Source organism: Citrobacter sp. Cu096, assembly GCF_030332285.1.
Lineage (GTDB): Bacteria > Pseudomonadota > Gammaproteobacteria > Enterobacterales > Enterobacteriaceae > Citrobacter > Citrobacter meridianamericanus.
Genome location: NZ_JAOWID010000022.1, coordinates 88,320 through 113,959 on the forward strand (window position 1 = coordinate 88,320; position 25,640 = coordinate 113,959).

Sequence of the window (25,640 nt, forward strand, 5' to 3'; positions counted from 1 at the left end):
CGCAGAGGAGAACATTATGTCTAAGAAAGCCTGGCTTGCGCTGGTCGTGCTGACCGTGGGAGGATGTCGCATCGTCTCGCAGCAGGAACTTGCGGACCTCAAGTCGCCACCGAATCCACACATGGGTAATATAGCCCAAACGTGGCAAAACAAGATTGTCCCGCAAATTGTCGGGCAGGCTCGTCCGGTGGCCGATTTATTAATGGCCTTGCATGCTGAAAAAGATTTTGACAGCGCCTGTAAAAATCTCGGCTATCGCTCTCAGGAAGAGAATCCCTGTATCTTTTACGTACAAGTGGAGGGAAAAATTAGCAATCTTGATACCGCCTCTCGTAGTGGAAAAATGACCATCGTCGATAAAAGCGGCAACAACATTATTGTGCAGATTGGTCCGACGCTGCGCGGCACACAATTACGCGATGCCTTTAAAGGCGCAAGTTATAGTGATTTCAATGACCAGGTATTATTTGGTGAATATGGTCGAGGAATTAACGAACAAGCAATAAAGATGGTCCAATCTGCGCAACTTAAAACTGGAGAATCAGTGCACGTTTATGGTGTTTTTTCTGAGTGGGAGATTCCAGAATCCATCCCGGTTATTACACCAGCGAAAATTGAATCCGTAGGAGGACAATAACATGCAGCAGCAAGATATCGTCACTCCTCATTCCGTCGAATCTGAAGTTATTATCGAAACACAAGATTTATCGCGTGTTTACCCTGGGGTGGTGGCATTAGATAGCGTCAACTATCGGGTATATCGAAATAAAGTAAACGTGCTGATCGGAGAAAATGGTGCGGGTAAGTCCACCATGATGAAAATGCTTGCTGGTGTCGAAAGCCCCTCTTCCGGGCAAATTATTATGGATGGCATACCTGTCACATTAAATTCTACTCATCAGGCCGAAAAACTGGGTATCAGCATTATTTTTCAGGAGTTGAATTTATTCCCAAACATGAATGTCATGGATAATATTTTCATGGCTAACGAGTTCTTTCAGAAAGGGAAAATCAACGAAAAATACCAATACGCACTGGCAAAATCATTACTGGAAAGACTCGAGCTGGATGTTGATCCGTATACACCTCTGGAAGAACTAGGGATCGGTCATCAGCAACTGGTCGAAATTGCTCGTGCGCTCTCCAAAGATACCCGTGTTTTAATCATGGATGAACCGACCTCCGCCCTCAGCCAGTCTGAGGTGAAAGTGTTGTTTAACGTCATTGAGCAACTCAAACGGCGCGGCGTCACCATCATCTATATATCCCACCGTCTGGAAGAGTTGATGGAAATTGGTGATTACATCACGATTTTCCGCGACGGCCATTTTATCAGTGAACGCCCAGTCAATGATGCCAGTATTCCGTGGATCATTGAACAAATGGTGGGAGACAAGAAAAAACATTTTGATTATCAACCCGCACCAAAAGGTGAAACGGTTCTATCCGTACAGGGTCTCACAGCCCTTCATCCGAGCGGCGGCTATAAGCTTAATGACGTGACGTTTAGCCTCAGTAAAGGCGAAGTCATCGGAATCTATGGTCTGCTGGGCGCAGGACGGACGGAACTGTTCAAAGGCCTGGTGGGACTTATGCCCTGCCAGAGTGGGAGTGTGCAGCTTAACGGCGAATGCATTGATAAAGCCCATTTTCAGTCACGCCTTAAAAAGGGGTTGGCACTGGTGCCTGAAGACAGACAGGGCGAAGGTGTTGTTCAGATGATGTCGATTCAGTCCAATATGACGCTGTCTGACTTCAGCCTGCAAGGCTTTCGCCGAGCCTGGAAATGGCTGAATCCGCACAAAGAGCAGACCAGTGTGAAGGCAATGATCCAGCAACTGGCTATCAAAGTGAGCGATCCCGAACTGCCTATCACCTCATTAAGCGGCGGTAATCAGCAAAAAGTGGTGCTGGGTAAGGCATTAATGACGCAACCGCAGGTGGTTTTCCTTGACGAGCCCACCCGAGGCATTGATGTGGGCGCGAAAACCGACGTGTATCACCTTATTGGCAAAATGGCGCAGCAAGGGCTGGCGGTGATGTTCTCTTCATCAGAGCTGGACGAAGTGATGGCGCTGGCGGACCGTATTCTGGTGATGGCTGATGGCCGAATCACCGCTGATGTCCCCCGTCATGCGGTCACCCGCGAGACCTTAATCGCGGCTTCGACACCTCAAGATTAATCAGGCTGGAATCCATCATGAACCAGAAATATATGATTTATATGTACCTGCTGAAGGCCAGAACGTTTATTGCACTGCTGCTGGTTATCGCATTCTTTAGTGTGATGGTACCTAATTTCCTGACCACCTCAAATCTGTTAATCATGACTCAACACGTCGCCATCACGGGATTACTGGCAATTGGTATGACGCTGGTGATACTGACTGGCGGTATCGATCTGTCCGTCGGGGCGGTAGCGGGTATTTGCGGCATGGTTGCAGGCGTCTTGCTTACCAACGGTCTGCCCATCTGGGGTGGCAACATCATCTTCTTCAACGTACCAGAGGTCATAATCTGTGTTGCCCTCTTCGGCGTTGTCGTTGGTTTTGTCAACGGTGCCGTCATCACCCGTTTCGGCGTTGCACCGTTTATCTGTACGCTCGGCATGATGTACGTTGCCAGAGGATCTGCGCTTCTGTTTAACGACGGCAGCACCTACCCAAATCTGAACGGCATGGACGCGCTGGGCAATACCGGTTTTGCCACGCTGGGTTCAGGTACTTTGTTGGGGATTTATCTCCCTATCTGGCTGATGATTGCCTTCCTGTTGCTGGGCTACTGGGTAACCACCAAAACCCCTCTAGGCCGCTACATCTACGCGATTGGAGGGAACGAATCCGCCGCACGTCTGGCGGGTGTCCCTATCGTAAAAGCGAAGATCTTTGTGTACGCCTTCTCCGGCCTGTGTGCTGCTTTTGTTGGGTTAATTGTGGCTTCACAACTGCAAACTGCACATCCGATGACCGGCAACATGTTTGAGATGGATGCCATTGGCGCAACTGTGCTGGGCGGAACTGCGCTCGCTGGAGGACGCGGACGCGTCTCCGGCTCCATTATCGGTGCCTTCGTAATTGTCTTCCTTGCCGATGGCATGGTGATGATGGGCGTCAGTGATTTCTGGCAGATGGTCATTAAAGGTGTGGTTATCGTCACCGCCGTTGTTGTCGATCAGTTCCAGCAAAAGCTGCAGAACAAAGTCATTCTGATGCGTCGCCATGAAGAAAAGCTGGCGGCAGCACCCTCAGGAAATACCGTATCCAGTTAAGCAGCAACATTCCGCCGGGCATCCTTTGCCCGGCCCATACAGGGGATAAAAATATGCAACGTGATTTTCATGGTAAGACAATTGTCATCACTGGTGCTTGTCGGGGGATTGGCGCTGGTATCGCCGAACGTTTTGCCCGCGACGGCGCAAATCTGGTGATGGTATCGAATGCGGAGCGCGTCCACGAAACAGCGGAACAGCTTCGTCAGCGCTATCAGGCAGATATTTTATCTTTGCAGGTGAATGTCACCAATGAGGCGCAGGTGCAATCTCTGTACGAGCAGGCCGCAGCGCGCTTCGGCACCATTGATGTCTCAATTCAAAACGCGGGTGTCATCACCATCGACTATTTCGACCGCATGCCGAAAGCCGATTTTGAAAAAGTCCTCGCCGTGAATACCACTGGCGTATGGCTCTGCTGCCGGGAAGCAGCAAAATATATGGTTAAGCAAAACCAGGGCTGCCTGATTAATACCTCTTCCGGTCAGGGACGTCAGGGTTTCATCTATACCCCACACTACGCCGCCAGCAAGATGGGCGTAATTGGTATTACGCAAAGTCTGGCGCATGAGTTAGCGCCATGGAATATCACCGTTAACGCCTTTTGTCCGGGGATAATCGAAAGCGAAATGTGGGATTACAACGATCGTGTCTGGGGCGAGATTCTCAGTACAGATGAAAAACGCTATGGCAAAGGTGAACTGATGGCGGAATGGGTTAAAGGCATCCCAATGAAACGCGCGGGCAAACCTGAAGATGTCGCCGGACTGGTCGCTTTTCTCGCCTCTGACGATGCGCGTTATCTCACTGGACAAACCATCAACATCGATGGTGGCCTGATTATGTCTTAATACCCATCAGGGTATCTGTTAAGAGAGTCATCATTATGATTGCAAAAGATTTTGCTCAACAACTGTTTAATCTTGAGGGGCGCGTCGCTTTTGTTACTGGCGCAGGTAGCGGCATCGGTCAGACTATCGCCTGCGCACTCGCCAGCGCGGGCGCGCACGTGGTCTGTTTTGATTTGCGCGAAGACGGCGGGCTAAATGCGACTGTTGATACTATCACCGCTATTGGCGCCCAGGCTGCGCTCTATACGGGTGATGTCCGCAAGCTTAGCGACCTTCGCGCCGCGGTAGCCCTGGCGAAGGAACGCTTTGGTCGCCTGGATATTGCGGTCAATGCCGCAGGCATTGCCAACGCCAACCCTGCGCTGGAAATGGAAAGCGAGCAGTGGCAACGCGTTATCGACATTAACCTCACTGGCGTGTGGAACTCCTGTAAAGCCGAAGCAGAACTGATGCTGGAATCAGGCGGTGGCTCGATTATTAACATCGCATCCATGTCAGGGATTATTGTTAACCGAGGCCTTGAGCAAGCCCATTACAATAGCGCTAAAGCGGGGGTAATTCATCTGTCAAAAAGCCTGGCGATGGAGTGGATTGGAAAAGGCATACGCGTGAATTCCATAAGCCCCGGATATACCGCCACGCCGATGAACACCCGACCGGAAATGGTTCATCAGACGCGGGAGTTTGAAAGCCAGACCCCGATTCAACGCATGGCAAAAGTGGAAGAGATGGCAGGCCCGGCACTCTTTCTGGCCAGCGATGCTGCTTCATTTTGTACCGGTGTAGACCTGGTTGTAGATGGTGGATTTATCTGTTGGTAAACAGCATTACGCCCGCAGCCATTGTTAGCTGCGGGCATTAATTTATTCGCCGCTACACGCCGCCAGGGTTTTTCGTTGCCGCCCATTTTCATCAAAGTTCTCCGGCGCCAGCCAGCGCTGTAACACGGCGTCACACTGGGGCCATTCGCTGTCAATCATCGATAACCAGTCGCTGTCGCGATTACGCCCCTTGCGCACAATCTTCTGGCGAAAACGTCCTTCGAAGATAAACCCAAGGCGTTCCGCCGCCCGTCGAGAAGCGGTGTTCAGAGAGTCGCATTTCCACTCCACGCGACGATAACCCAACGCAAACGCCTGGCGCAGCAGCAGCCAGATGCTTTCGGTGCCAAGTACCGTATTTTTCATGCGCGGTGACCAGGTCACATGACCAATTTCGACCGAACCGTGCTCCCGTTCGATCGCCATAAAGCACACCAGTCCGACGGCACGTCCTGAACGCTGTTCAATGACGGCATAGGGAACCAAAGAGGTATCAGTGGATTTCCCCTGTACCCAGCACGCTGCGGCCTCAACGCTTGTGGGGCGAGAGCTTGCGAGCCAGGTCCAGTCGCGATCGTCCGGTGCCTGCGCGTAGGCATCAAACAGCTCGGCGGCATGGCTGTCGGCATCCAGAGGAACCAGTCGACAATATTGACCGACAAGCGTTTCCCGTGGCAGTACGGCAGCGCCATTCCAGTCCGGCACAACATCGCCGACGGTCTGCCCATAAATATTTATTTCCGGCACGATTCCCCCCCAGTTGCGAAGTAAAAAATAGTTATAACACCGGCCATTTTGCCTTCAAAGCATCGCCAGGGAATATCTGACAACGAACAGAAAATCAGCCGCCCTTCTATACTCTAAGGATATCGATCAACGCGGAATAGAACCCTATGCCACTTCCCGATTTTCATGTATCCGACCCTTTTACGTTAGGCATTGAACTGGAAATGCAGGTGGTCAACCCCCCGGGCTACGACCTGAGCCAGGATTCTTCCCGGCTGATTGACGCTGTAAAGCCGCTGCTTACCGCCGGAGAAGTGAAGCACGATATCACGGAAAGTATGCTGGAGATGGCGACCGGGGTTTGTCGCAATATCGATCAGGCAAGTGCTGAATTGTCTACCATGCAGCAGATAATTACGCGGGTTGCTGCACAGCACCATCTCGCGATTTGTGGCGGGGGGACGCATCCATTTCAAAAATGGCAACGTCAGGAAGTCTGCGATGACGAACGCTATCGGCGCAACCTGGAAAATTTTGGCTATCTCATTCAGCAGGCGACGGTATTTGGCCAGCATGTGCATATCGGCTGCGCAAACGGCGATGATGCCATTTATCTCCTGCACGGCCTGTCGCGATTTGTTCCCCATTTTATTGCGCTCTCAGCCGCCTCACCTTATATGCAAACGTCCGACACGCGGTTTGCCTGCGCGCGACTGAATATTTTCTCCGGATTTCCCGATAATGGCCCGATGCCATGGGTGAATAGCTGGCAGGAATTCGAGGGGTTATTTCGTCGACTGGCTTACACCAGCATGATTGATAGCATTAAGGATTTACACTGGGATATCCGTCCCAGCCCACACTTTGGCACAGTAGAGGTTCGGGTCATGGACACGCCGCTGACCCTGGCACACGCGGTCAATATGGCGGGGCTTATTCAGGCTACCGCCCACTGGTTACTCACCAAACGGCCGTTCAAACACCAGCTGCATGATTACCTGCTGTATAAATTTAATCGTTTTCAAGCCTGCCGCTTTGGTATGGCGGGAATCGTAACCGACGTCAATACCGGCGATGGGCACCGCCTGTCAGATGACACGCTACGGCTATTGGACAATGTCGCCGCCTCTGCGGATAAAGTGGGGGCAGCCAGCGCGATTGAAGCCTTGCATCTGCAGGTTAAGCATAGTCATGACGAGGCGCAAAATATGCGTGATTTCGTCGCCGAAGGCGGGTCACTGAGTGGTCTGGTGAAAAAACATTGTGAGATTTGGGCCGGGCTGTAAGCGTGGGGTTTGCGTTGCCCACGGAGATCCCGGACAATAGCTTTTTAACTCAAGTTTAACAATACGATGAAACACCCGCTTGAATCACTGATGACCGCCGCCGGGATCCTGCTGCTGGCATTTTTATCCTGTCTGCTCCTGCCCGCCCCCTCACTTGGACTGGTGCTGGCGCAAAAGCTCGTGGCCACCTTTCATTTGATGGATCTCAACCAGTTTTATACTTTGCTGTTTTTCCTGTGGTTTTTACTGCTGGGGGTAATTGAGTATTTTATTTTGCGCTTCACCTGGCGGCGCTGGTTCTCGCTGGCAGATTAGGCCCGCGAGAACCCTGCGTCGTTAATGCGCCCGGCTATGGTTTTCTTTGCGATAAGCGCCTGGCGGCTGGCTGAACGTCCGGGTGAAAATACGCGTAAAGGTCTGCTGCGAATCGAATCCGTACTTTAGACAAATGTCATACACTTTCTGATCGGTATCACGCAGATCGCGCGCCGCCAGCAACAGCTTACGCTCACGGATGTAACGCCCGAGGCTTTCACCTTTATACTGCATAAAAAGACGCTGCAGGTGCCATTTGGAATAGCCCGCATGGCGTGCAATATCATCAATGCGCAATGGCTGATTTAAATTATCATCAATCCATTCAACAATCGTATCAATCACCTGAGCAGAAATCGTCATCATGCTCTCCCCTGTATTCATTGAGTCGCCTGTTGCCACCAGGCCGTAAACGGTTGGTCCGGTTCGGACAGTATTACCGGTTCACCCAACATTGGCGTCAGCAGTCGGTAATCGTGACGGCGGCTGGCAAGCGCCAGTCGTTTGTAGGGATCATCCCAGGAATGTTTCGCCAGAACGAAACGACCAGCATGCCCTGGCAACACGGCTTTCGCATGCAGATCGGCCGCAGCCTGTGCCGTCTCTTCCGGCATCATGTGAATAAACTTCCAGTCATGGTCATACTGGCCGTTCTCCATAATCGCCAAATCAACCGAGCCAAACTGCTCACCGATGGCTTTAAAATGTGGTCCATAGCCGGAATCGCCACTGTAGTAAACGTTCTGCTCCGGCGTTTCAAACATGAAACTCGCCCATAGCGTTTGGTTGCGCTTAATGCCTCTCCCCGAAAAATGACGGGCTGGCAACGCATGAATGATCAGCGAATCCGTTACTCTGATGGATTGATTCCAGTCCATCTCGTCGATTATCTCGCCGCGCATCCCCCAATAACGCAGATGCGACCCTACGCCAAGCGGTGTAATCACCCGCTTAATTTTCGGCATTAACGCCTTGATCGTGGCGAGATCCAGGTGGTCATAGTGATCGTGCGAGATAATGAGCAGATCGATCTCCGGCATCGTCTGTGCGGACCACGGATAATCACCGGCAAAGGCTTTGTTCAGGAATGAAAGCGGTGCGGCATAGTTGCTAAACACGGGATCAATCAGGATACGTTGACCCACCAGCTGTAAATACCATGAAGAATGGCCCAGCCAGACAAGCGTGTCCTGCTCTGGAGATAACCCGGCGAGATCGGTCGCCACCAATGGCAATGGATGTGCCGGCCGCGCATTTTCGCGCTTAGCGACCAAAAACTCCCACCAGGCAGCCAGCATACTTTTGTTACCGGTATAGCTTGGTGTCGGCACCTGGTTATGAAACTGTCCATCACGATAGTGCGGTGATTGTTCAACCTGACTCAGCTGTGCCCCTTTCGGTGGCTGACCAAACCCGGCATTGAGTAAAAACGGTAAACTTGCAGCTGCGCCAATGAGCATAATAACAACCACACAAACTGTGAGACGCTTCATATCCTGACCTTAAACACGCCCCCTTTCCGCTGGTTTGCGTGACCGACTCTTGATTATGAGTGAGTAAGCACTCATTATAGAAATCGAAAGTTCGCCGTCAAGATGATTTTCAATCTTTGACATTCACCGTTGCGGTGCTGCAAAGGCCGTGATTCAATCATGCTTTTTACAACTTAAGGGTAAAGTGTAGTGGCTCGTCCGAAGAGTGAAGACAAAAAATTAGCATTACTGCAAGCTGCAACCACAGCATTTGCACAATCAGGCATTGCGGCATCTACCGCCGTAATTGCCCGCAATGCAGGTGTTGCGGAGGGAACGTTGTTTCGCTATTTCGCGACCAAAGATGATTTGATCAACGAGCTTTACCTCTTTTTAAAGCACGATCTCTGTCAGTCGATGATGGCCGATCTGGATCGTTCAGTGACCGATGCCAAAACCATGACTCACTATATCTGGAACAGCTACATTAACTGGGGTCTGAACCATACCTGTGGGCATCGCACTATTCGACAGCTCGCCGTCAGCGAAAAGATCAGCAAAGAAACCGAACAGCAGGCTGATGATATGTTCCCGGAGCTGCGCGATCTTTGCCATCGCTCCGTGCGACCTGAGTTTATGTCTGACGAATATCGCGCCTTCGGCGATGGCCTTTTTCTCTCTTTGGCGGAAACCACCATGGAGTTCGCAGCCCGCGACTCTGCCCGGGCCAAGGAATACATATCGATGGGATTTGAAGCGATGTGGCGCGCACTAACCCGCGAGGAAAAATAATGGACGGCCAGACACTGCATACCTGTGCGAAGCGCCTTGCGCTCGAACTGCCTTTTACCGAGCACTGCTGGCCATTCGGCCCGGAATACGACGTCTTCAAAGTTGGCGGGAAAATTTTTATGCTGGTCTCAGAGCTACGCGGACGCCCACTGGTCAATCTGAAGTCGGATCCGCAAAAATCTCTGTTAAACCAGCAGATTTACCCCAGCATTGAACCCGGCTATCACATGAATAAAAAGCACTGGATCTCCGTCTACCCCGGCGATGACATTACCGAGTCATTGCTGGAAGAGCTGGTAAACGACTCATGGCACCGTGTCGTAGACGGCCTGGCGAAGCGGGATCAAAAACGCCTGCGTCCAGACTGATTTATCGTTAACCCCAATAAGTGTTTTTGCTTTTTCCTGTCTTATCTTTTTCCTGCTAACCCTGTACCCTGCTGAAACAAAACGTACCCGCAGGGTATAAAAAACCACCAGGAGTAGTTATGGATATTGTTTCTGTCGCCTTAAAACGTTACTCCACTAAGGCATTCGATCCGACTAAAAAACTGACCACTGAGCAAGCCGAAAAATTAAAAACGCTGCTGCAATATAGCCCATCCAGCACCAACTCTCAGCCATGGCATTTTATCGTTGCCAGCACTGACGAAGGTAAAGCGCGAGTGGCCAAATCCGCAGCCGGCGGTTTTGTGTTCAACGAACGCAAAATGCTGGATGCTTCTCACGTAGTGGTGTTCTGCGCCAAAACGGCGATGGACGACGCGTGGTTGGAGCGCGTGGTGGATCAAGAAGAGAGCGATGGCCGCTTCGCCACCCCTGAAGCTAAAGCCGCTAACCACAAAGGTCGTACCTTCTTTGCTGATATGCATCGCAAAGAACTGAAAGATGACAATCACTGGATGGCAAAACAGGTGTACCTGAACGTCGGTAACTTCCTGCTGGGCGTTGCAGCAATGGGTCTGGATGCAGTGCCGATCGAAGGCTTTGATGCGGCGGTGATGGATGCAGAATTTGGTCTGAAAGAAAAAGGTTTCACCAGCGTAGTGGTGGTCCCGGTGGGTCATCACAGCGTAGAAGATTTCAACGCCGCGCTGCCGAAATCCCGTCTGCCGCTGGAAACAACGCTGACGGAAGTCTAATCCCCGCATTTGCATAAGCTCCGCACAGCGGTCATCATAGACCGCTGTTTATTAAGGAGACGTTATGCAGGAATTGATATCTCAGGTAGAAGAACTCGGCATTGAAATAAATCACACCACCTCGCTGGTGATGATTTTTGGCATTATTTTTCTCACCGCCATTATTGTTCACGTTATTTTGCACTGGGTGGTATTACGCGCATTTGAAAAACGCGCCAGTACCAGTTCCCGTCTGTGGTTGCAAATTATCACACAGAACAAATTATTCCACCGCCTGGCGTTTACGCTGCAAGGTATCATCGTCAATATACAGGCTACACTCTGGCTACAAAAAGGCAGTGAAGCGGCAGATATATTAGTGACCTGCGCACAGCTGTGGATCATGATGTACGCCCTGCTGTCCCTGTTTTCTCTGCTGGACGTTATTCTCAACCTGTCGCAAAAACTCCCTGCCGCATCCCAATTACCCTTGAAAGGTATATTTCAGGGTATCAAACTGATTGCCGCGATTCTTGTCGGGATCCTGATGATTTCCCTGCTGATTGGCCAATCGCCGGCAATACTGATAAGCGGCCTGGGTGCGATGGCAGCCGTATTAATGCTGGTGTTTAAGGACCCGATCCTCGGTCTGGTGGCCGGAATACAGCTCTCCGCTAACGACATGCTTAAGCTTGGCGATTGGCTGGAAATGCCGAAATACGGTGCAGATGGCGCGGTTATTGATATTGGCTTAACTACCGTAAAAGTGCGTAACTGGGATAATACCATCACCACTATTCCTACCTGGTCACTGGTATCAGATTCCTTTAAAAACTGGAGTGGGATGTCCGCTTCCGGTGGTCGGAGAATTAAACGCAGCATTAGCATTGATGCCACCAGCATTCATTTTCTTGATGAGGATGAACGTCAGAGGCTGCATAAAGCGCACCTGCTGAAACCGTATTTGACCACGCGCCATCAGGAAATCGACGCGTGGAATCAGCAATTAGATGCGCCTGAATCGGTATTGAATCACCGTCGGATGACCAATATTGGTACTTTCCGCGCCTATCTGAACGAGTATTTGCGTCACCACCCGCGTATTCGCAAAGATATGACGTTAATGGTACGCCAGCTTGCGCCAGACGATCACGGTTTACCGATCGAAATTTATGCCTTTACCAATACGGTGGTCTGGCTGGAATATGAGAGTATTCAGGCTGATATTTTCGACCATATATTTGCGGTGGTCGAAGAGTTTGGTTTACGCATTCATCAGTCGCCTACCGGAAATGATATTCGCGCGCTGTCAGGCGTGTTTCAGCGTTAATCCGTAGAATAGATAAATGACCGATCTCATCACCAGGATGAGATCGGTATAAACTTAGCGAGACTTACGACGCAGCAGTTTGAAGGTAACGAACAGGAACAGGATCCACACCGGCAGCAGGATAGCTGACAAACGCATATCATCCATCGTACACATCAGCACCAGAATCATGCCGAGGAAAGCAATACACAGGTAGTTCCCCGCCGGGTACAGCAGCGCTTTGAACTGCGTATCACGTCCCTTGCGACGCATCGCCGCCCGGAATCGCAGATGCGCCAGACAGATCATAATCCAGTTCAGCAGCAACGTCGCCACCACCAGCGCCATCAGCAGGCTAAACGCCTTTTGCGGCAGCACATAGTTGATCAGTACCACCAGCGACGTAATAGCACCGGAGAGCATCAGCGAATTCACCGGTACGCCGCGACGGCTGACACGGGTTAAGAACTTCGGCGCGTTCCCCTGAACGGAGAGACCAAACAGCATACGACTGTTGGAGTAGACGCCGCTGTTATACACCGACAGCGAAGCCACCAGAATGACAAAGTTCAGCGCAGAAGCCACCACATTGCTGTCAAGGTTATGAAAAATCATCACGAACGGGCTGCTGTTGGACTTCACTTCCACCCATGGGTACAGCGCCAGCAGCACCACCAGAGAACCAATGTAAAACAGCAGAATACGGTACACCACCTGGTTGACCGCCTTCGGAATACTTTTCTGCGGATCCTGCGCTTCCGCGGCGGTAATTCCGATAAGCTCCAGTCCGCCAAAGGAAAACATAATCACCGCCAGTGACAGAATTAATCCGTTCCAGCCGGTGGCAAAAAAGCCGTTGTAACGCCACAGGTTATCGATGCTTGCATGTTCCCCGCCGTTGCCGGAAAACAGCATCCATACGCCAAAACCAATCATGCCGATAATGGCCAGCACTTTGATCAGCGCAAACCAGAATTCCGTTTCACCATAGAGACGCACGTTGACCAGGTTGACGGCATTGATAATCACAAAGAATGCCGCAGCCCAAATCCAGGTTGGGACATCGGGCAACCAGTACTGCATGTAGATCCCAGCCGCAGTCAGTTCCGCCATGCCGACCAGCACAAACATCACCCAGTAGTTCCAGCCGGACAGAAATCCCGCGAACGGTCCCCAGTATTTATAAGCAAAATGGGCAAACGATCCAGAAACGGGTTCTTCCACCACCATTTCGCCCAGTTGACGCATAATCAAAAAAGCGATTATCCCGGCAACGCCGTAACCCAGTAACACCGCAGGTCCCGCCATCTGAATAGCCGGGCCAATGCCCAAAAACAGGCCGGTACCAATTGCACCGCCCAGCGCAATTAACTGAATATGGCGGTTTTGCAACCCTCGCTGAAGCGTCGGCTCATTCGTCGACGCGGCATCAGACACGCTGGTGTCAGATGCAGTTGACGCGTTTTTCACGCCCTTCCCCTGTGTCGTTTTTATTGAAGGGGCTCCTTTTAACATTTCAACCTGGTTGTCGCAAGGCGCAATAAGGACCTGCCGTGCCTGTAGCATTGCGTTTGTTCATAATTACGGTGAATTATTCTGGACGAAAAGGCATGACAGGCCACAGAATGCGCTTTACTGTTTTTCTAACATTTTCAAACGGGTGAACCAGCTGTGTTTCAGGCACTCGTTTTTGAGTCAGGCCAGGCAACGACTGTCATGAATAAGATCATTAAACGACTGGAAATCGTCAAAAGTGCTATTGAACTGGAAGATGAGGAGATTATTTTCCAGCAGGTAGAACATCTGAAAAATGAGCCCTTATCCGTCGTACCAGATACTATTGTGCAGGCGATCGAAGAACGACGCTTTAGTGATGCCTTGCGTGAAATCTCATCCTGGCTGCAATCTCAACGGGCAGTCTCTACGTGGCAAGATCCAGCTATTGCCGCCAGTAAACTGGAACTCAAAGCGCTCGAAACTCAGCTGCGTGACCTGATCGATAAACGCAACACGCGCATTCAAATCCTCGATGATTTCAACGATCTGTATCACCTTCGCCTTGGGCCGCTGATGAGCCGGATCCTCGAGTTGCGTAAACAGCTCGCCGCCAGCGCCCAGCGTAAACAGGAAGCTGAGCGAAAACGCCGGGAGAAAGACTACCAATCCTGCCAGCACTATATTTCCCAGGCCGTTGATCAACTGGCCAGGCTCAAGCAGCAGTGGATGAATCTGAATTCAGATTCGCGTGAATCGGTGGAAACACGTCAACGCATTCAGCAACAAACTGAGCTTATTACTGCCCTGCTGGCAGAGATTCGTGAACTGGAAAACGATTTTTCTCGCCAGGACGACAGCGCAACCCGCCAGGCACAGGAAGAGGCCAGCCATGAATATGATGAGTATCAGGAGCAGCAGCAGGATGCACTGCACCGTTTTAGCCGTGACCAACGACTTTCCGCTGATGAACGTAATGAGTTAAAACGCCTGTGGCGTCAGGCCAGCCGTCTTTGCCATCCGGATGTAGTGGCGGACTGTCTAAAAGAGAAAGCGCATCAGATGATGGTTCAACTGAACCAGGCGCGCCAAAATGCCGATCTTGCCGCCGTTCGGGCGCTACTGACTCAATTGCAAAGTGGCCTCGAACCGATGATGGCGAGTGACCGATTGAACGATCTGCAGCATTTACGCAGCAAAATACAGCAGCTCAGAGAACAAATTAATGCGTTGCTGAAAGAGATTACCGAACTGGAAGCTGAGAACGCCTGGCGGCTTGCCACCTCCGTGACGGATAAAGAGGCCTATTTCTCCGATCAACAACGGGCACTTACAGAAATCCGCAATACGCTGGAACAACAGGTGCACCAGGTTGAACAGGAGCTGTTGGCGGGCTAAGCGCTATCGCTAGCGCATGAAGACAAAATGATACCTGCAAGCCAGATTTCAAAATTAGGCACAAAAAGATCAAAAAAGGATAAAATTCCAATAATTGGATTTATTGCAGAAATATAATCTGTAATAATCCTATTATTAGCCAATAGGTGCAAATTCGGCAATATTTACCTCTTCTTCTAACCTTCCGCTTTCTCTGTCCTGGTCAGGATTAAGAATCCTCCTACACTCAATTAATACCATGAAGAAAAATGAGTATCTTCTTGAAACTTAAGCAATTGCATATAAATACCTTTCTTTAATCCCAGGAATACCCCTGTCTTTATACAAACCTCCTTTTTATTATTATCCCGATCCATAAGTGAAATCTATCAATGTTGTGCTCAGAGGTGAAATAAACGATTTATCTTAAATTTTAACAAAGTGTAATATCTACCTTAAGAATAGTTAATGCTTCAAATAAATACAGAGAATATCTGTTGAGTCTGAAATAAATAAGGATGCGTTCACGCCGAAGAACGTTATACGATTTTTAATTAATATTTCATGCGTCGTCAAAAATTCTTTTTTTAGTCTAAAAAAAGAGGCGACTGCTTGCACCAAAATTTCAAGGAGATCGTTATGTCTAAGGCTATTTTTTTGGGTGACTCAATTTACCCCTGGCTAGGCATGCGAGAAATCCTACGTGGTTTATCATTATATATTGATATCACGTATTACTCCTCTCAGACGCTTTCTGCCGTCAAAATGCTTCCTTATGAAACGGATTGCATCATTATTAATCCTGACAAATCTGATTTTTTAAAATATGCCAGGATTATCCGCAATATGGCTTTACGTCCTGCTACCAGAATTATTGTTCTGGCAGATGAAGCTACCTTTACCATTTTTCAAACCGTTTGCGGCAAGAACATGCAATTTCTCGATCAAGACACCAGCCTTGATCAGCTATTACAGACCGTCACACGTATCACGCAAAACAAAAAACAACAAAGTATCAAAGAACTACACACAAAAATCACAGCCAACGAATTCAACGTAATGATGATGCTAGCCCGGGGATGGTCGCTGGCGCAAATCGCCGGTGCGTCACAGAAAAGTGAGAAAACCATCGGGGCATACAAAAGCAACATTGCCAGAAAACTCGGCAAAAATAATACCCGGCTCAAGTACACAATTTCCCACTATAGCCAGCCGTAACTGACTTACTTAAGGACAATTATCACGGTTATTTTTTAAAAATTTTCCTTTCGGCTCATTTTTAATTCCGCACCGCACGGAAGGAAAACCCATTTCCCAAAATTTATTACCGGGTAGCACATCCGCGTGCCAGCCATAGCCAACAACTCAACGTATTAACACATACATAACAGGAATGTAGACAAGGGTTATATATGAACAAAGTTTACAGCATTATTTGGAACGCGGCGCTCGGTATCTGGGTAGTCGTTTCTGAATTAACCAAAGGCAAGAAAAAAAGCAGTTCGCGAAAAACTGTCGCCGTACTGGCAGCTGGCGCATTAAGCGGTGCGTCAATGCTGGCTTCGGCTACTCCAATTGTCGATATCGGTGAGCACAATATTTTTATCGACTACCAGACAGGTATTTCCGCTGGAATATATGAGGATGTCCACGACTATGGTTTCTTATATGAAGATAACACCACCGGTCAGGCACTTAATATCAGTGGCGCAATCCCAACATTTAGTCCAGGCCAAAGCGGCGTTGTTGAATCAACCACTATCCGGGAGTTGCTGGAAAGTGGCAAAATCACGCTGCAGGCTACCAGCCCTGACCAAAGCGTTAAAACAATCACCACTGCTGAAGATCTGGCGGAATACCTGACTTACAACCAATCGTCAACGCCGTCACAGAGCACAGAATTTGCTATCAACGACCCGGCGTTTCCCGGCGAAACAACAACCATCAAAGTCTTTGATACTAATGCGTTAAGTGGCTTTCTTACCGAAGCGCAAATCGGCGATGCGGTATTAAACACCTATGATGCGCAGAAGTCAGAAATCTATAAGCAATTTGGTATCGCGCTGGCGACCAATAGATCCATTGCTAACCTGAATATTGGCAACGACACGCTCAATGTTCGCGACCAGCTCAATACCATCGAGTTACTGGCCAAAGACTCCTCCTTACTGGAGGCTCAGGATGCGGGTAGCCAGGTAAACTGGCAATCGGATAACTACATCAAATTTAACGCAGCTCCGGTTGTGCCGCCAAAAATGTTCTCCGGTTCAAAGCAAACATCCGTGTTTGGCGATGATGTGACGCTGATGACCTACGGCTACGATGCGGAGGGTCAGGTAGTCGAAACCGGTGAACGCACGTTTAGCATTACCAACACGCAGGAGCTGGCCGATTTCAACGACTGGCTGCTGGGCAATAGCGACGACGCGGCAGAAAACCCTGAAGGCGAAAAAGTCAGCCAAATCCAGCTGTGGCTGGATGCAAAGGAGGTGACGACCGTCACCGCCGCACAAACCAAGTACGCCGGGCTGATTGATAGTCTGATCAATTCCAGTAAACCCGCTGACGTGCTCAGTTGGGATTACGAGGTCTGGACTGACGGCGAGTCGCATACCAACAACGCCACCGCCGGTCGTGGTGAGCTGCATGCTATCTACGCCAATGGTGCGGGCACCTCCGGCACTCTGAATAAAGACGCGATTATTGCCGTTGACGGCAGTATTAATGGCGTGATGAAAGCCATTGATGGTGGGGTTATCACTAACCTGGGCGAACTGAACGCATTGCGTACTTCGACCGGGCAGAGCCTGGCGATTGGTATGCTGGCTAAAGATGCGACGGCAACCAACAGCGGGATCATCAACTCCGGGCTGTTTATTGATAAAGACGGTAACCAAAACGTCAACAGCTATGGCGCATTTGGTATGCAAGGGCAAGGCACCAGTCAAGTCACCAACGAAGGTACCATCAACCAGGCGATAACCACCGATAACTTCGGCACCGCTTCTGCGGCCGATCCCTGGAGCAAGGACGACCCCGCAGGCTCGCTGACGCTGGCCATTGGTATGCAACTGTCTGACAATGCGCAAGGGGTCAACAACGGCGATATCAACGTCGTGGAAGGGAGCAAAAACGGTGCATCCTATGCTAAAGGTACCGCCTATGGCGTAGAAGTCGCCGACAATGCCACCTTTACCAACAGCGCGGATGCCACTATTTATCTTGGTCGCAACGCAAGCGCTCCCTCTAAAGATGTCACCATGGCTGGCGGTTCCAGCCTGAGCGCCGGGATCATGACCAAGAGCGCCAAAGAGGTGATTAACAACGGCCTTATCACGCTGGGAACCGGCGTACGTAATGCTGCAGGTATTCTGATTGGTAACGCGGCCGGCAATGTATTCAATACCGGAAATATCGTGCTCAATGGCGATTCCAGCGCAGGCAACATTAAGAATTACGGCATCACCGTGCGTGATAGTGGCGCTGAAAATAATCAGGAAATCCGCAATGACGGCAAGATAAACGTCAATGGCACCAACAACGTCGGGATCCACGTAAGCGCAACGCACAAAAATGCCGAAGCCACCACCAGCGATGCTGGCTCTATCATCGTGGACGGTGAAGGTAGTGTCGGGAACCGTAACTATGCCGTCTGGGCTGAGGGTGGCAAAGATGGGAAGGCGGTGGTCAACGTCTATTCCAACATCACGCTAAACAAAGCCGGGAACATCGGTGTACACGTACGTGATAACGCCGTCGCTAACGTCGACAACCTGAGTAGCCCGGCATTCAACAGCACCGATCAGATTGGCTACTACCTGTATGGTAAAGGCGCGACTGCCAATATTGGTCAGGCAGTAATGAATGACAACGGACAGGATCGCACCACCATTTTCCGTATTGCCAATGGCGCAATGCTGGCCGGTAACACCACCACGCCTGACGGTCAGGCCAGCTCTAACCTTGAACTGACCTTAAACGGCGAACAGTCCGTTGGCGTATTTGCAACGGGCGTAAACAGTAAAGTTGATACCGGCGAAGCCACGTTCACCGTGCAGGGTACCGACTCCGCCGCACTGCTGATAGAAGGCGGCGCCACAGGTAACATCAGCGATAAAACAACCATCAATTTAACCGGTGAAAGGACCGTTGCCGGGGTTGTGGATGGTCAGGCACATCAGTTGAATGGCAGTGCAGAGGGTAGCGCCGTTGCGACTACTCTCACTTCAAACGCAAAAATCACTTCAGAAGCTACCGGCAACAAGGTCATTGCCTATGTGGCAAGGAACCAGGGCAGCCTGATCCTCGATACTCAGGCGAGTATCGATCTTGCCAGCACCGACAGCATTGGGGTTAACGTGCAACAAGGCGGGAGTTTAACCAATAACGCGACTGCTGCCTTACATGTGAGTAACGGCATCGGCGTACAAGCTTCTGGTTCGAACGCACAAATTAAAAAACTGGGTCAGATTCAAGTCGATGACGGAACCGCAGGCGTTCTGCTGACCAATGGTGCCAGTTTGAGTATTACCGGTAATGCCGGTGATGCCATCACGACCGATGGTTCGGCTGATGGTATTCGCCTCGATACAGGGGCCGGTAAGCTGGCTGCAAAAGGGGTAACGATTAGCGCGAAAGGGACTGGCGCGGGCATTCAAAACGATGCCAACAATACCGACATCACGCTCAACAACGTCACGATCAACGCCAACGATGGTCCGGGGATCCGTACCAGCGTTGCGCTGAACATGAAAGATGGGTTGAACAATATTCTCAACGTTAGTGGTAAAGGTACCGGCTTCGCCTTTGAACAGCGCAATGGTGACGCGGTGACGGGCAATCTGACCATCGGTAAAGGCTATACCATTGAGGTATTGAACAGCGAAGGCAGCGGGATTCGCGCCAATACTAACGGGCACATCACCACCAATGCCGATATTAACGTGCATGACAGCGCAGGCGGTTCGGCAATCATCGCAAAAAACGTCAGCGCATTGACCAACAGTGGCAAGATTATCTCTGCAAGCACCACCTCCCCGGTAATCGACGCCAGCGGAGACAGCAGTAAAGCCATTACCAACACCGGAACTCTGGAGGCCATCAACGACACGGCGGTGGCCATTCAGTCCGGTACAGGCAATGACACTATTGATATCAGCGGCGGTGTCACCAGCGGCGTAATCAATACCGGTGCAGGTGCAGACACCTTCAACTGGCGCAGCGGCACCTATGCCGGCGAAGTGAATTTCGCCGGTACTGGCGGCAACAATAAAGCTAACATCGGCAATGTGACGCTGGATAAAACGCGCCACATCATTACCGCTGCGGGTACGGACAACGCCCTCACCTTTACCGATACAAAAGATGCGAAGATTGGAACGCTGGTCAGCGACAACCTGACTACCGGCACGAATATTGGCACCGGCTGGGATTCGCTAACCCTCAGCGGGTCAAACGCGGATGTCCGCATCGTTGAAAACCTGAATCTGGCAAGTAAAACCATTGCGGTTACCAATGGCGCAACGCTGCGTACCGGCGATCACGGCGAGTCCACCAGCACTGCCGCGACCATCGCTGACTACAATGTGACGACTCAGGGTGCAGGCAGCCGAGTCATCTTTGACACGCAGGGCGACACGACGGCGGCACAGATCTATAACGGCGTCATCAGCGGTGATGGGAAGTTTGAACGCGCGGCGGACGGCACCACCGTCTTTACCGCCAACAACACCTATACCGGCTCTACCACTATTGCTCAAACCGGCACGCTGCAGTTGGGTGACGGCGGAAATACAGGCGGAGTCAACGCCGTGTCTGACATCATCGACAATGGCGTACTGGCGATTAATCGGGCCAATGATGTGCTGCTTGGCGGCGTAATCTCCGGGATCGGTGCGTTACAGCAGATTGGTAACGGTATTACTCGCCTGACGGGCAATAACACCTATACCGGCGACACGACCGTCACCAGCGGTACGCTACTGGTGAAAGGGAATCAGAGTGCCGCGACGGGTGTGACCAAAGTAAGCGGTACGGCGACGCTGGGGGGTAACGGGGTGATCGGCGGCGACGTGCTGATGAACGATGCCTCTACCCTCAGCGCCGGTGACGGCGGTGCGGGTACGTTATCCATTAACGGTAATCTGCAGCTTGGCAGCAAAACGACCTCCGCTTTCGAACTGGGTCAGGCCTATATGCCGGGCGGTGCGCTAAACGATCTGATTAACGTCGCAGGCGATTTGCAACTGGACGGAACTCTGGATGTTACTACTTCACAGGGCGGTAGCTTCGGACCAGGCGTATACCGTATTTATAACTACGGCGGGACATTGAATAACCAGACGCTGGATCTGGGCGTTGTGCCGGACAGTCAGGATAAGAGCAACATTTTTGTCCAGACCTCTATCGACAAACAGGTCAACCTGGTAAATGCCAACGGCGTTACCCTACACTTCTGGGACGGCGCAACCATCAATCAGAACCACGGCGCGTCCGGCATTGAAGGCGACAGCAAAATTGACGGCGGCGACGGCAAATGGATGGCGATTGGCAGCCAGGGTGATAACAACTGGACCACCGCAACGGGCGACGGTAACGCGCCGTGGGCGCAGAAATCCTTTGCGATCTTCACCACCAAAGGCGGGACCGTCACCGTGGATAACGCTGCGGGCGAAGTTCACTTCTCCGGGGCGCAGTTTGATGCCGATGGCTATGTCGTGAGAGGTGACACACTTAACGCGCATGCCACAACGGAAACAGCGACCCACGCAGGCCAGACGCCGGGGACCGGTGAACTGTTGCTACGCGTTGGTGCCGGTGGCGCAGGGCAAAACTATACCGCAACCATTGAGTCCGTCATCCGCGAAGCCAGCACCAATGACAAGCTGACGCTGGTGAAAACCGACCTGGGTCGTCTGATCCTCAGCGGTGATAACGAGTATCGCGGCGGCACGCGCATTGACGGTGGTACGTTACAAATCTCTGCCGACAGCAACCTCGGCCAGAGCGGTACCGACCTGGCTATCAATAACGGCTCCACGCTGCAGATGGGCGCGGACCTGACCAGCAATCGCACCATTACGCTTGGCGCGAATGAAAACGCGGCGGTGTTTGACCTTAATTCGCACCACTTCACGCCAACCGGTGAGATTACCGGCGACGGTAAACTGAAAGTCACCAGCAGTTCAAGCGATGCGGGCAGTACTCTGTCGCTTGAGCGCGCGAACAGCTACAAAGGCGACACCGAAATTGCCGGCACCGGCAATGCCAACAATGTGGCGGTCAACGTCAGCAAAACCGGCGCGTTCGGCAGTAATGAGAGCAGCACCGTGAGCGTCAACAACGGTGCAACCCTCAACGTCAGTGGCGCGGAGACCAGTCTGCAATCTCTGACGATAAACATCGCCGACAGCCTGTTAACGTTGGCCGATACCGTGACTGCCGCCAGCGCCAAACTGCACCTGACGGGCACAGCGAAAGCGCTGTTAACCAATAACGCCACTGCGGGCAACGCGACGGTTAGCGTAGCGAAAGACAGCACGCTGGCACTGGAAGAAAACGCCAGCGGCGGCAATGCCGATGTAACTAACAGCGGACTGATGACCTTTGCTGACCAGGCAATGGCAGAGAATACCGTCGTTAAAAACCTGGCGGGTGGTATGGTTGATGTGAGCGCAGTCAACAGCGCAACGTCTATCGGTTCGTTGTCCGGCGCGGGTAATGTCGAACTGGGCAATAGAGAATTGTCGCTGGGGAATCTGCATCTGGCCGACACCATTAGCGGTATTATCAGTGGCAACGATGGCAGCCTGGTGAAAATCGGCGACGGCACGTTAACGCTGACGGGCGACAACACCTGGACCGGCACCACGGACGTTAACGAAGGCGTGCTGCTGGTCAACGGTAATCAGTCTGCAGCGACCGGTCAGGTGACGGTGAAATCCGGGGCCACGCTCGGCGGTAACGGTATTATCGGCGGCGCGGTTGATGTGCTGGACGATGGTCATATTACCGCCGGGGCCGCCATCAACAGCGTGGGCAAACTGACTACCGGTTCACTGACGCTGAGCGATAACGCCCAACTGGATTACCAGTTTGGTCAGGCTTATACCCCCGGCGGCGCGTTCAACGACCTGATCGACGTGAATGGCGATCTGACGCTCGACGGTAAACTCAACATTGAGACCTCTCCGGGCGGAAGCTTTGACGTTGGCGTTTATCGCGTCATCAACTACACCGGCACATTAACCAACAACGTGATGGATATTGCTAACGCGCCGGAAGCCGCGGACAGTTTGTACGTACAAACTTCGGTCAAAAACCAGGTTAACCTGGTCAACCATGCCGGACTGACGCTGCGCTTCTGGGACGGTACCGGCGGTGAGAATGGCGAGCTGAAAAACAACGGCGTCATCAACGGCGGCGACGGTATCTGGCAATCCAGCCAGGGTAACGACAACTGGACAACGGATGAATCGACGCCAGAAGGCGCATTGAACGCACCGTTTACCGATGCCGCATTCGCCGTCTTCCAGGGCGAAGCGGGTAACGTAACCGTCGATAACAGCCAAGGCGATGTCATCATCAGCGGCGCGCAGTTCGCTACCGATGGTTATCGCGTCGGCGGGGAGGCCATCACTACCGATACCGCCAATACGCTGATTCGCGTCGGCGATGGCACGGTAGATGGCGCCAGTTACACCGCCACCATCGACAGCGTGATCCGCGGTACCGGTGGCCTGAATAAAGGCGATCTCGGTACACTGATTCTCACCGGCGACAATACTTACAGCGGTGGCACCACCATCACCTCAGGTACGTTACAGGTGGCGGGCGATGCCAACCTCGGTGCGGCAGATACGGGAATTACCTTCAACGGTGGTACGCTGAAATATGGCGAAGCGTTTGATACCGCCCGTCAGGTAACGCTGGAATCCGGCGGCGGGACATTCGACACCAACGGACATGACGTTTCTCTACTGACGGAAGTCGAAGGTAACGGTCAACTGACCAAAACGGGCAAAGGCTCCCTCACCCTGACGCTGGATAACACCTACACCGGTGGCACCACCATCGAACAAGGCGTTTTACAGCTGGGTAACGGTGGTGATATCGGCAGCATTCAGGGGGATATCGTTGATAATGGCGTACTCAACGTTAATCGTGGCGATACCCTGGCACTGACCGGAAATATCAGTGGCAAAGGCCAGCTGCATCAGACCGGTAGCGGTGTGACGGAGCTGCAAGGTGAAAACAGCTACAGCGGCGCAACGCTGATTGCCAACGGCGTGCTGCAGGCGGGGAATACCAACACTCTGAGTGCGGCATCGCACCACTACGTTGTCGCGGACAGCACGCTGAACACGCAGGGCTATAACCAGACGGTAGCGGGACTGAGCAACGGCGGCGATGTATCGCTCATCGGTCAGCAACCTGGCACAACCTTAACCGTCAAAGGGGATTATACCGGCGAAAAAGGCACCATCAACATGGCGGCTATCCAGAACGATAGCGGCGCAGGTATTGCCGACCGTCTGATTATTGATGGCGGTAAAGCCAGCGGCAGTACGCTGCTGGATGTCGATGGTTCCGGTCTTGGCGCACCGACCATCGGTGATGGTATCGAAGTCGTCACCGCACTCAACGGTGCAACCACCACAGCGCAAACCTCGCGGGACGCCTTTCATCTTGCCGCAGAGTGTATGGCTGCGGGCGCATTTGAGTACCAACTGCATGCCGGGAATGCGCAGGGTCAGGGCGAAAACTGGTATCTGAGAAGCGAATACCGTCCAGAAACCATGCTGTATTCTGGTCTCGCCAGCGTGGTTCGTCAGGGGGACATCAGCCTGTTAGGCAACATGCACCAGCGTATGGGCGACGAGGTTAAACCGGGACTTGATGAAGACAATCGCGCCTGGGCCAGAATGATTGGCTACTCCGGTAAAACCAAACTGGATGATGCGGCCAGGACGCAAACCAGCACCCATACCATGGGTATTCAGGTTGGCGTCGATATGTATGCGAACGAAAGCTGGAAAGCCGGGATGTATACCAGCATCCTGGATATCGACAGCAACGTGAAAGGCACGAAAACCGGCAGCGACGGCAAAGGCGGCAATATCGACGACAACGCGTTTTACGTCGGCGGTTACGCTACCTGGTTCTCGGGTGACGGCATGTATGTTGATAACGTCCTGCAGTACGGTAACCATAAATCCCGCCTGGCGGCGACCGGTAATAACGGTTCGTATACCGTCAAAGGCAACACGTTGACGGCATCGACAGAGGTGGGTAAATCGTTCCGTTTAGGCGCCAGCGCATGGAGTCTGGAACCGCAGGCTCAGTTGATCTATCAATACAGCGACTTTGATAACGGTACGCTTGATGGTGTGACCCAAACGAAAGTGAAAATGGATTCCGCGGATTCCTTTACCGCGCGTCTGGGCGTGCGTCTGGTCGCTGACTATGACACCACTCATGGCAAATTCCAGCCATACGGCAGAGTCAACGTCTGGCAGGGTCTGGGTTCAAAAGACAAAACGCACTTTAGCAATGCGGTAGCTACCACCACGCTTGAGTCTTCACAACAATACTCCAGCACTGAAGTTGCAGCCGGCCTGTCATGGTCTATCGACAGAAATCTGCAGGTCTACGGTGAACTGGGTACGCAATTCAGCAACGGTGGCAGTAAGTCACAGGTCGAAGCACCCGTCAATGCATCTATCGGCTTCAAGAAATCGTTCTAAGCTGACATAAACTCGCCAGCCCCCTGTTAAGCAGGGGGCTTTTTTTTGCCTTTCAGGGCTACGG

18 protein-coding genes are annotated in these 25,640 nt (G+C 51.8%); 14 read left to right on the top strand and 4 right to left on the bottom strand.

The window, feature by feature from the left end; all coding sequences use genetic code 11:
* Positions 1-16: 16 nt before the first annotated feature.
* From OGX99_RS07185 to OGX99_RS07205, 5 genes are read left to right on the top strand one after another with little or no spacing between them, the layout of a single operon-like run.
* Positions 17-637: a DUF2291 family protein gene (locus tag OGX99_RS07185; RefSeq protein WP_151218714.1), complete on the top strand. Its 621-nt coding sequence runs from the start codon at positions 17-19 to the stop codon at positions 635-637.
* Position 638: 1 nt separating this feature from the next.
* Positions 639-2,183 carry a sugar ABC transporter ATP-binding protein gene (locus tag OGX99_RS07190; protein WP_286543056.1) on the top strand — a complete coding sequence of 515 codons (1,545 nt, stop codon included), beginning with the start codon at positions 639-641 and terminating at the stop codon, positions 2,181-2,183.
* A 17-nt stretch (positions 2,184-2,200) separates the two neighbouring features.
* Positions 2,201-3,268, top strand: a complete 1,068-nt coding sequence (locus tag OGX99_RS07195; protein ID WP_286543058.1) for an ABC transporter permease — start codon at positions 2,201-2,203, stop codon at positions 3,266-3,268.
* A gap of 53 nt (positions 3,269-3,321) precedes the next feature.
* On the top strand, positions 3,322-4,119 hold the full coding sequence (locus tag OGX99_RS07200) for an SDR family oxidoreductase (RefSeq protein ID WP_286543060.1): 798 nt from the start codon (positions 3,322-3,324) through the stop codon (positions 4,117-4,119).
* A gap of 35 nt (positions 4,120-4,154) precedes the next feature.
* Positions 4,155-4,940 (top strand): SDR family oxidoreductase, encoded by a 786-nt coding sequence (locus OGX99_RS07205; RefSeq protein WP_210904801.1) that lies wholly within the window; start codon positions 4,155-4,157, stop codon positions 4,938-4,940.
* A 42-nt stretch (positions 4,941-4,982) separates the two neighbouring features.
* On the opposite strand, the gene OGX99_RS07210 is transcribed toward OGX99_RS07205, so the two are convergent.
* Entirely contained in the window at positions 4,983-5,687 is a 705-nt protein-coding gene (locus OGX99_RS07210) for a GNAT family N-acetyltransferase (protein ID WP_286543065.1), read from the bottom strand.
* A gap of 146 nt (positions 5,688-5,833) precedes the next feature.
* Here OGX99_RS07210 and OGX99_RS07215 point away from each other — a divergent pair, with 146 nt between their 5' ends.
* Positions 5,834-6,952 (top strand): YbdK family carboxylate-amine ligase, encoded by a 1,119-nt coding sequence (locus tag OGX99_RS07215; protein ID WP_187252850.1) that lies wholly within the window; start codon positions 5,834-5,836, stop codon positions 6,950-6,952.
* A 66-nt stretch (positions 6,953-7,018) separates the two neighbouring features.
* Complete coding sequence (locus OGX99_RS07220) at positions 7,019-7,267, top strand: DUF1158 domain-containing protein (protein ID WP_286543068.1); 249 nt, start codon at positions 7,019-7,021, stop codon at positions 7,265-7,267.
* A 21-nt stretch (positions 7,268-7,288) separates the two neighbouring features.
* Here OGX99_RS07220 and OGX99_RS07225 read toward each other — a convergent pair whose 3' ends face one another.
* Together OGX99_RS07225 and OGX99_RS07230 are read right to left on the bottom strand one after the other, a co-directional pair.
* Positions 7,289-7,630: a RamA family antibiotic efflux transcriptional regulator gene (locus OGX99_RS07225; RefSeq protein ID WP_151218777.1), complete on the bottom strand. Its 342-nt coding sequence runs from the start codon at positions 7,628-7,630 to the stop codon at positions 7,289-7,291.
* A 17-nt stretch (positions 7,631-7,647) separates the two neighbouring features.
* The gene (locus OGX99_RS07230) at positions 7,648-8,760 is read right to left on the bottom strand and encodes an MBL fold metallo-hydrolase (RefSeq protein ID WP_286543070.1); all 1,113 of its coding nucleotides are present in this window, start codon (positions 8,758-8,760) and stop codon (positions 7,648-7,650) included.
* Positions 8,761-8,949: 189 nt separating this feature from the next.
* On the opposite strand from OGX99_RS07230, the gene OGX99_RS07235 reads away from it, so the two are divergent.
* The 4 genes from OGX99_RS07235 (at position 8,950) to OGX99_RS07250 (ending at position 11,981) form a co-directional block, all read left to right on the top strand.
* Positions 8,950-9,531, top strand: coding sequence for a TetR/AcrR family transcriptional regulator (locus OGX99_RS07235; protein WP_278238638.1), 582 nt, complete (start codon positions 8,950-8,952; stop codon positions 9,529-9,531).
* Positions 9,531-9,899 carry an MmcQ/YjbR family DNA-binding protein gene (locus tag OGX99_RS07240; protein WP_151218706.1) on the top strand — a complete coding sequence of 123 codons (369 nt, stop codon included), beginning with the start codon at positions 9,531-9,533 and terminating at the stop codon, positions 9,897-9,899. Before OGX99_RS07235 ends, OGX99_RS07240 begins: the two co-directional genes overlap by 1 nt.
* 119 nt (positions 9,900-10,018) lie before the next feature.
* Complete coding sequence (gene nfsB / locus OGX99_RS07245) at positions 10,019-10,672, top strand: oxygen-insensitive NAD(P)H nitroreductase (protein ID WP_151224899.1); 654 nt, start codon at positions 10,019-10,021, stop codon at positions 10,670-10,672.
* A gap of 64 nt (positions 10,673-10,736) precedes the next feature.
* A complete protein-coding gene (locus tag OGX99_RS07250; RefSeq protein ID WP_286543074.1) occupies positions 10,737-11,981 on the top strand; it encodes a mechanosensitive ion channel family protein in 1,245 nt (414 codons plus the stop codon).
* 54 nt (positions 11,982-12,035) lie between these two features.
* On the opposite strand, the gene pheP is transcribed toward OGX99_RS07250, so the two are convergent.
* Positions 12,036-13,430 carry a phenylalanine transporter gene (gene pheP / locus OGX99_RS07255; protein ID WP_151218705.1) on the bottom strand — a complete coding sequence of 465 codons (1,395 nt, stop codon included), beginning with the start codon at positions 13,428-13,430 and terminating at the stop codon, positions 12,036-12,038.
* A 246-nt stretch (positions 13,431-13,676) separates the two neighbouring features.
* Here pheP and OGX99_RS07260 point away from each other — a divergent pair, with 246 nt between their 5' ends.
* The 3 genes from OGX99_RS07260 to OGX99_RS07270 all read left to right on the top strand — a co-directional run bounded on the left by OGX99_RS07260 (position 13,677) and on the right by OGX99_RS07270 (position 25,576).
* A complete protein-coding gene (locus OGX99_RS07260) occupies positions 13,677-14,852 on the top strand; it encodes a coiled-coil domain-containing protein (protein WP_151218704.1) in 1,176 nt (391 codons plus the stop codon).
* 618 nt (positions 14,853-15,470) lie between these two features.
* A complete protein-coding gene (locus OGX99_RS07265; protein ID WP_210904797.1) occupies positions 15,471-16,049 on the top strand; it encodes a LuxR C-terminal-related transcriptional regulator in 579 nt (192 codons plus the stop codon).
* Between the two features lie 194 nt (positions 16,050-16,243).
* Positions 16,244-25,576, top strand: coding sequence for an autotransporter outer membrane beta-barrel domain-containing protein (locus OGX99_RS07270; RefSeq protein ID WP_286543078.1), 9,333 nt, complete (start codon positions 16,244-16,246; stop codon positions 25,574-25,576).
* Positions 25,577-25,640: the final 64 nt, after the last annotated feature.

Coding starts and splice junctions, on each gene's coding strand:
- OGX99_RS07185 (WP_151218714.1), top strand. CDS start 17: ATGTCTAAGAAAGCCTGGCTTGCGCTGGTCGTGCTGACCGTGGGAGGA.
- OGX99_RS07190 (WP_286543056.1), top strand. CDS start 639: ATGCAGCAGCAAGATATCGTCACTCCTCATTCCGTCGAATCTGAAGTT.
- OGX99_RS07195 (WP_286543058.1), top strand. CDS start 2,201: ATGAACCAGAAATATATGATTTATATGTACCTGCTGAAGGCCAGAACG.
- OGX99_RS07200 (WP_286543060.1), top strand. CDS start 3,322: ATGCAACGTGATTTTCATGGTAAGACAATTGTCATCACTGGTGCTTGT.
- OGX99_RS07205 (WP_210904801.1), top strand. CDS start 4,155: ATGATTGCAAAAGATTTTGCTCAACAACTGTTTAATCTTGAGGGGCGC.
- OGX99_RS07215 (WP_187252850.1), top strand. CDS start 5,834: ATGCCACTTCCCGATTTTCATGTATCCGACCCTTTTACGTTAGGCATT.
- OGX99_RS07220 (WP_286543068.1), top strand. CDS start 7,019: ATGAAACACCCGCTTGAATCACTGATGACCGCCGCCGGGATCCTGCTG.
- OGX99_RS07225 (WP_151218777.1), bottom strand. CDS start 7,630: ATGACGATTTCTGCTCAGGTGATTGATACGATTGTTGAATGGATTGAT.
- OGX99_RS07230 (WP_286543070.1), bottom strand. CDS start 8,760: ATGAAGCGTCTCACAGTTTGTGTGGTTGTTATTATGCTCATTGGCGCA.
- OGX99_RS07240 (WP_151218706.1), top strand. CDS start 9,531: ATGGACGGCCAGACACTGCATACCTGTGCGAAGCGCCTTGCGCTCGAA.
- nfsB (WP_151224899.1), top strand. CDS start 10,019: ATGGATATTGTTTCTGTCGCCTTAAAACGTTACTCCACTAAGGCATTC.
- OGX99_RS07250 (WP_286543074.1), top strand. CDS start 10,737: ATGCAGGAATTGATATCTCAGGTAGAAGAACTCGGCATTGAAATAAAT.
- OGX99_RS07260 (WP_151218704.1), top strand. CDS start 13,677: ATGAATAAGATCATTAAACGACTGGAAATCGTCAAAAGTGCTATTGAA.
- OGX99_RS07265 (WP_210904797.1), top strand. CDS start 15,471: ATGTCTAAGGCTATTTTTTTGGGTGACTCAATTTACCCCTGGCTAGGC.
- OGX99_RS07270 (WP_286543078.1), top strand. CDS start 16,244: ATGAACAAAGTTTACAGCATTATTTGGAACGCGGCGCTCGGTATCTGG.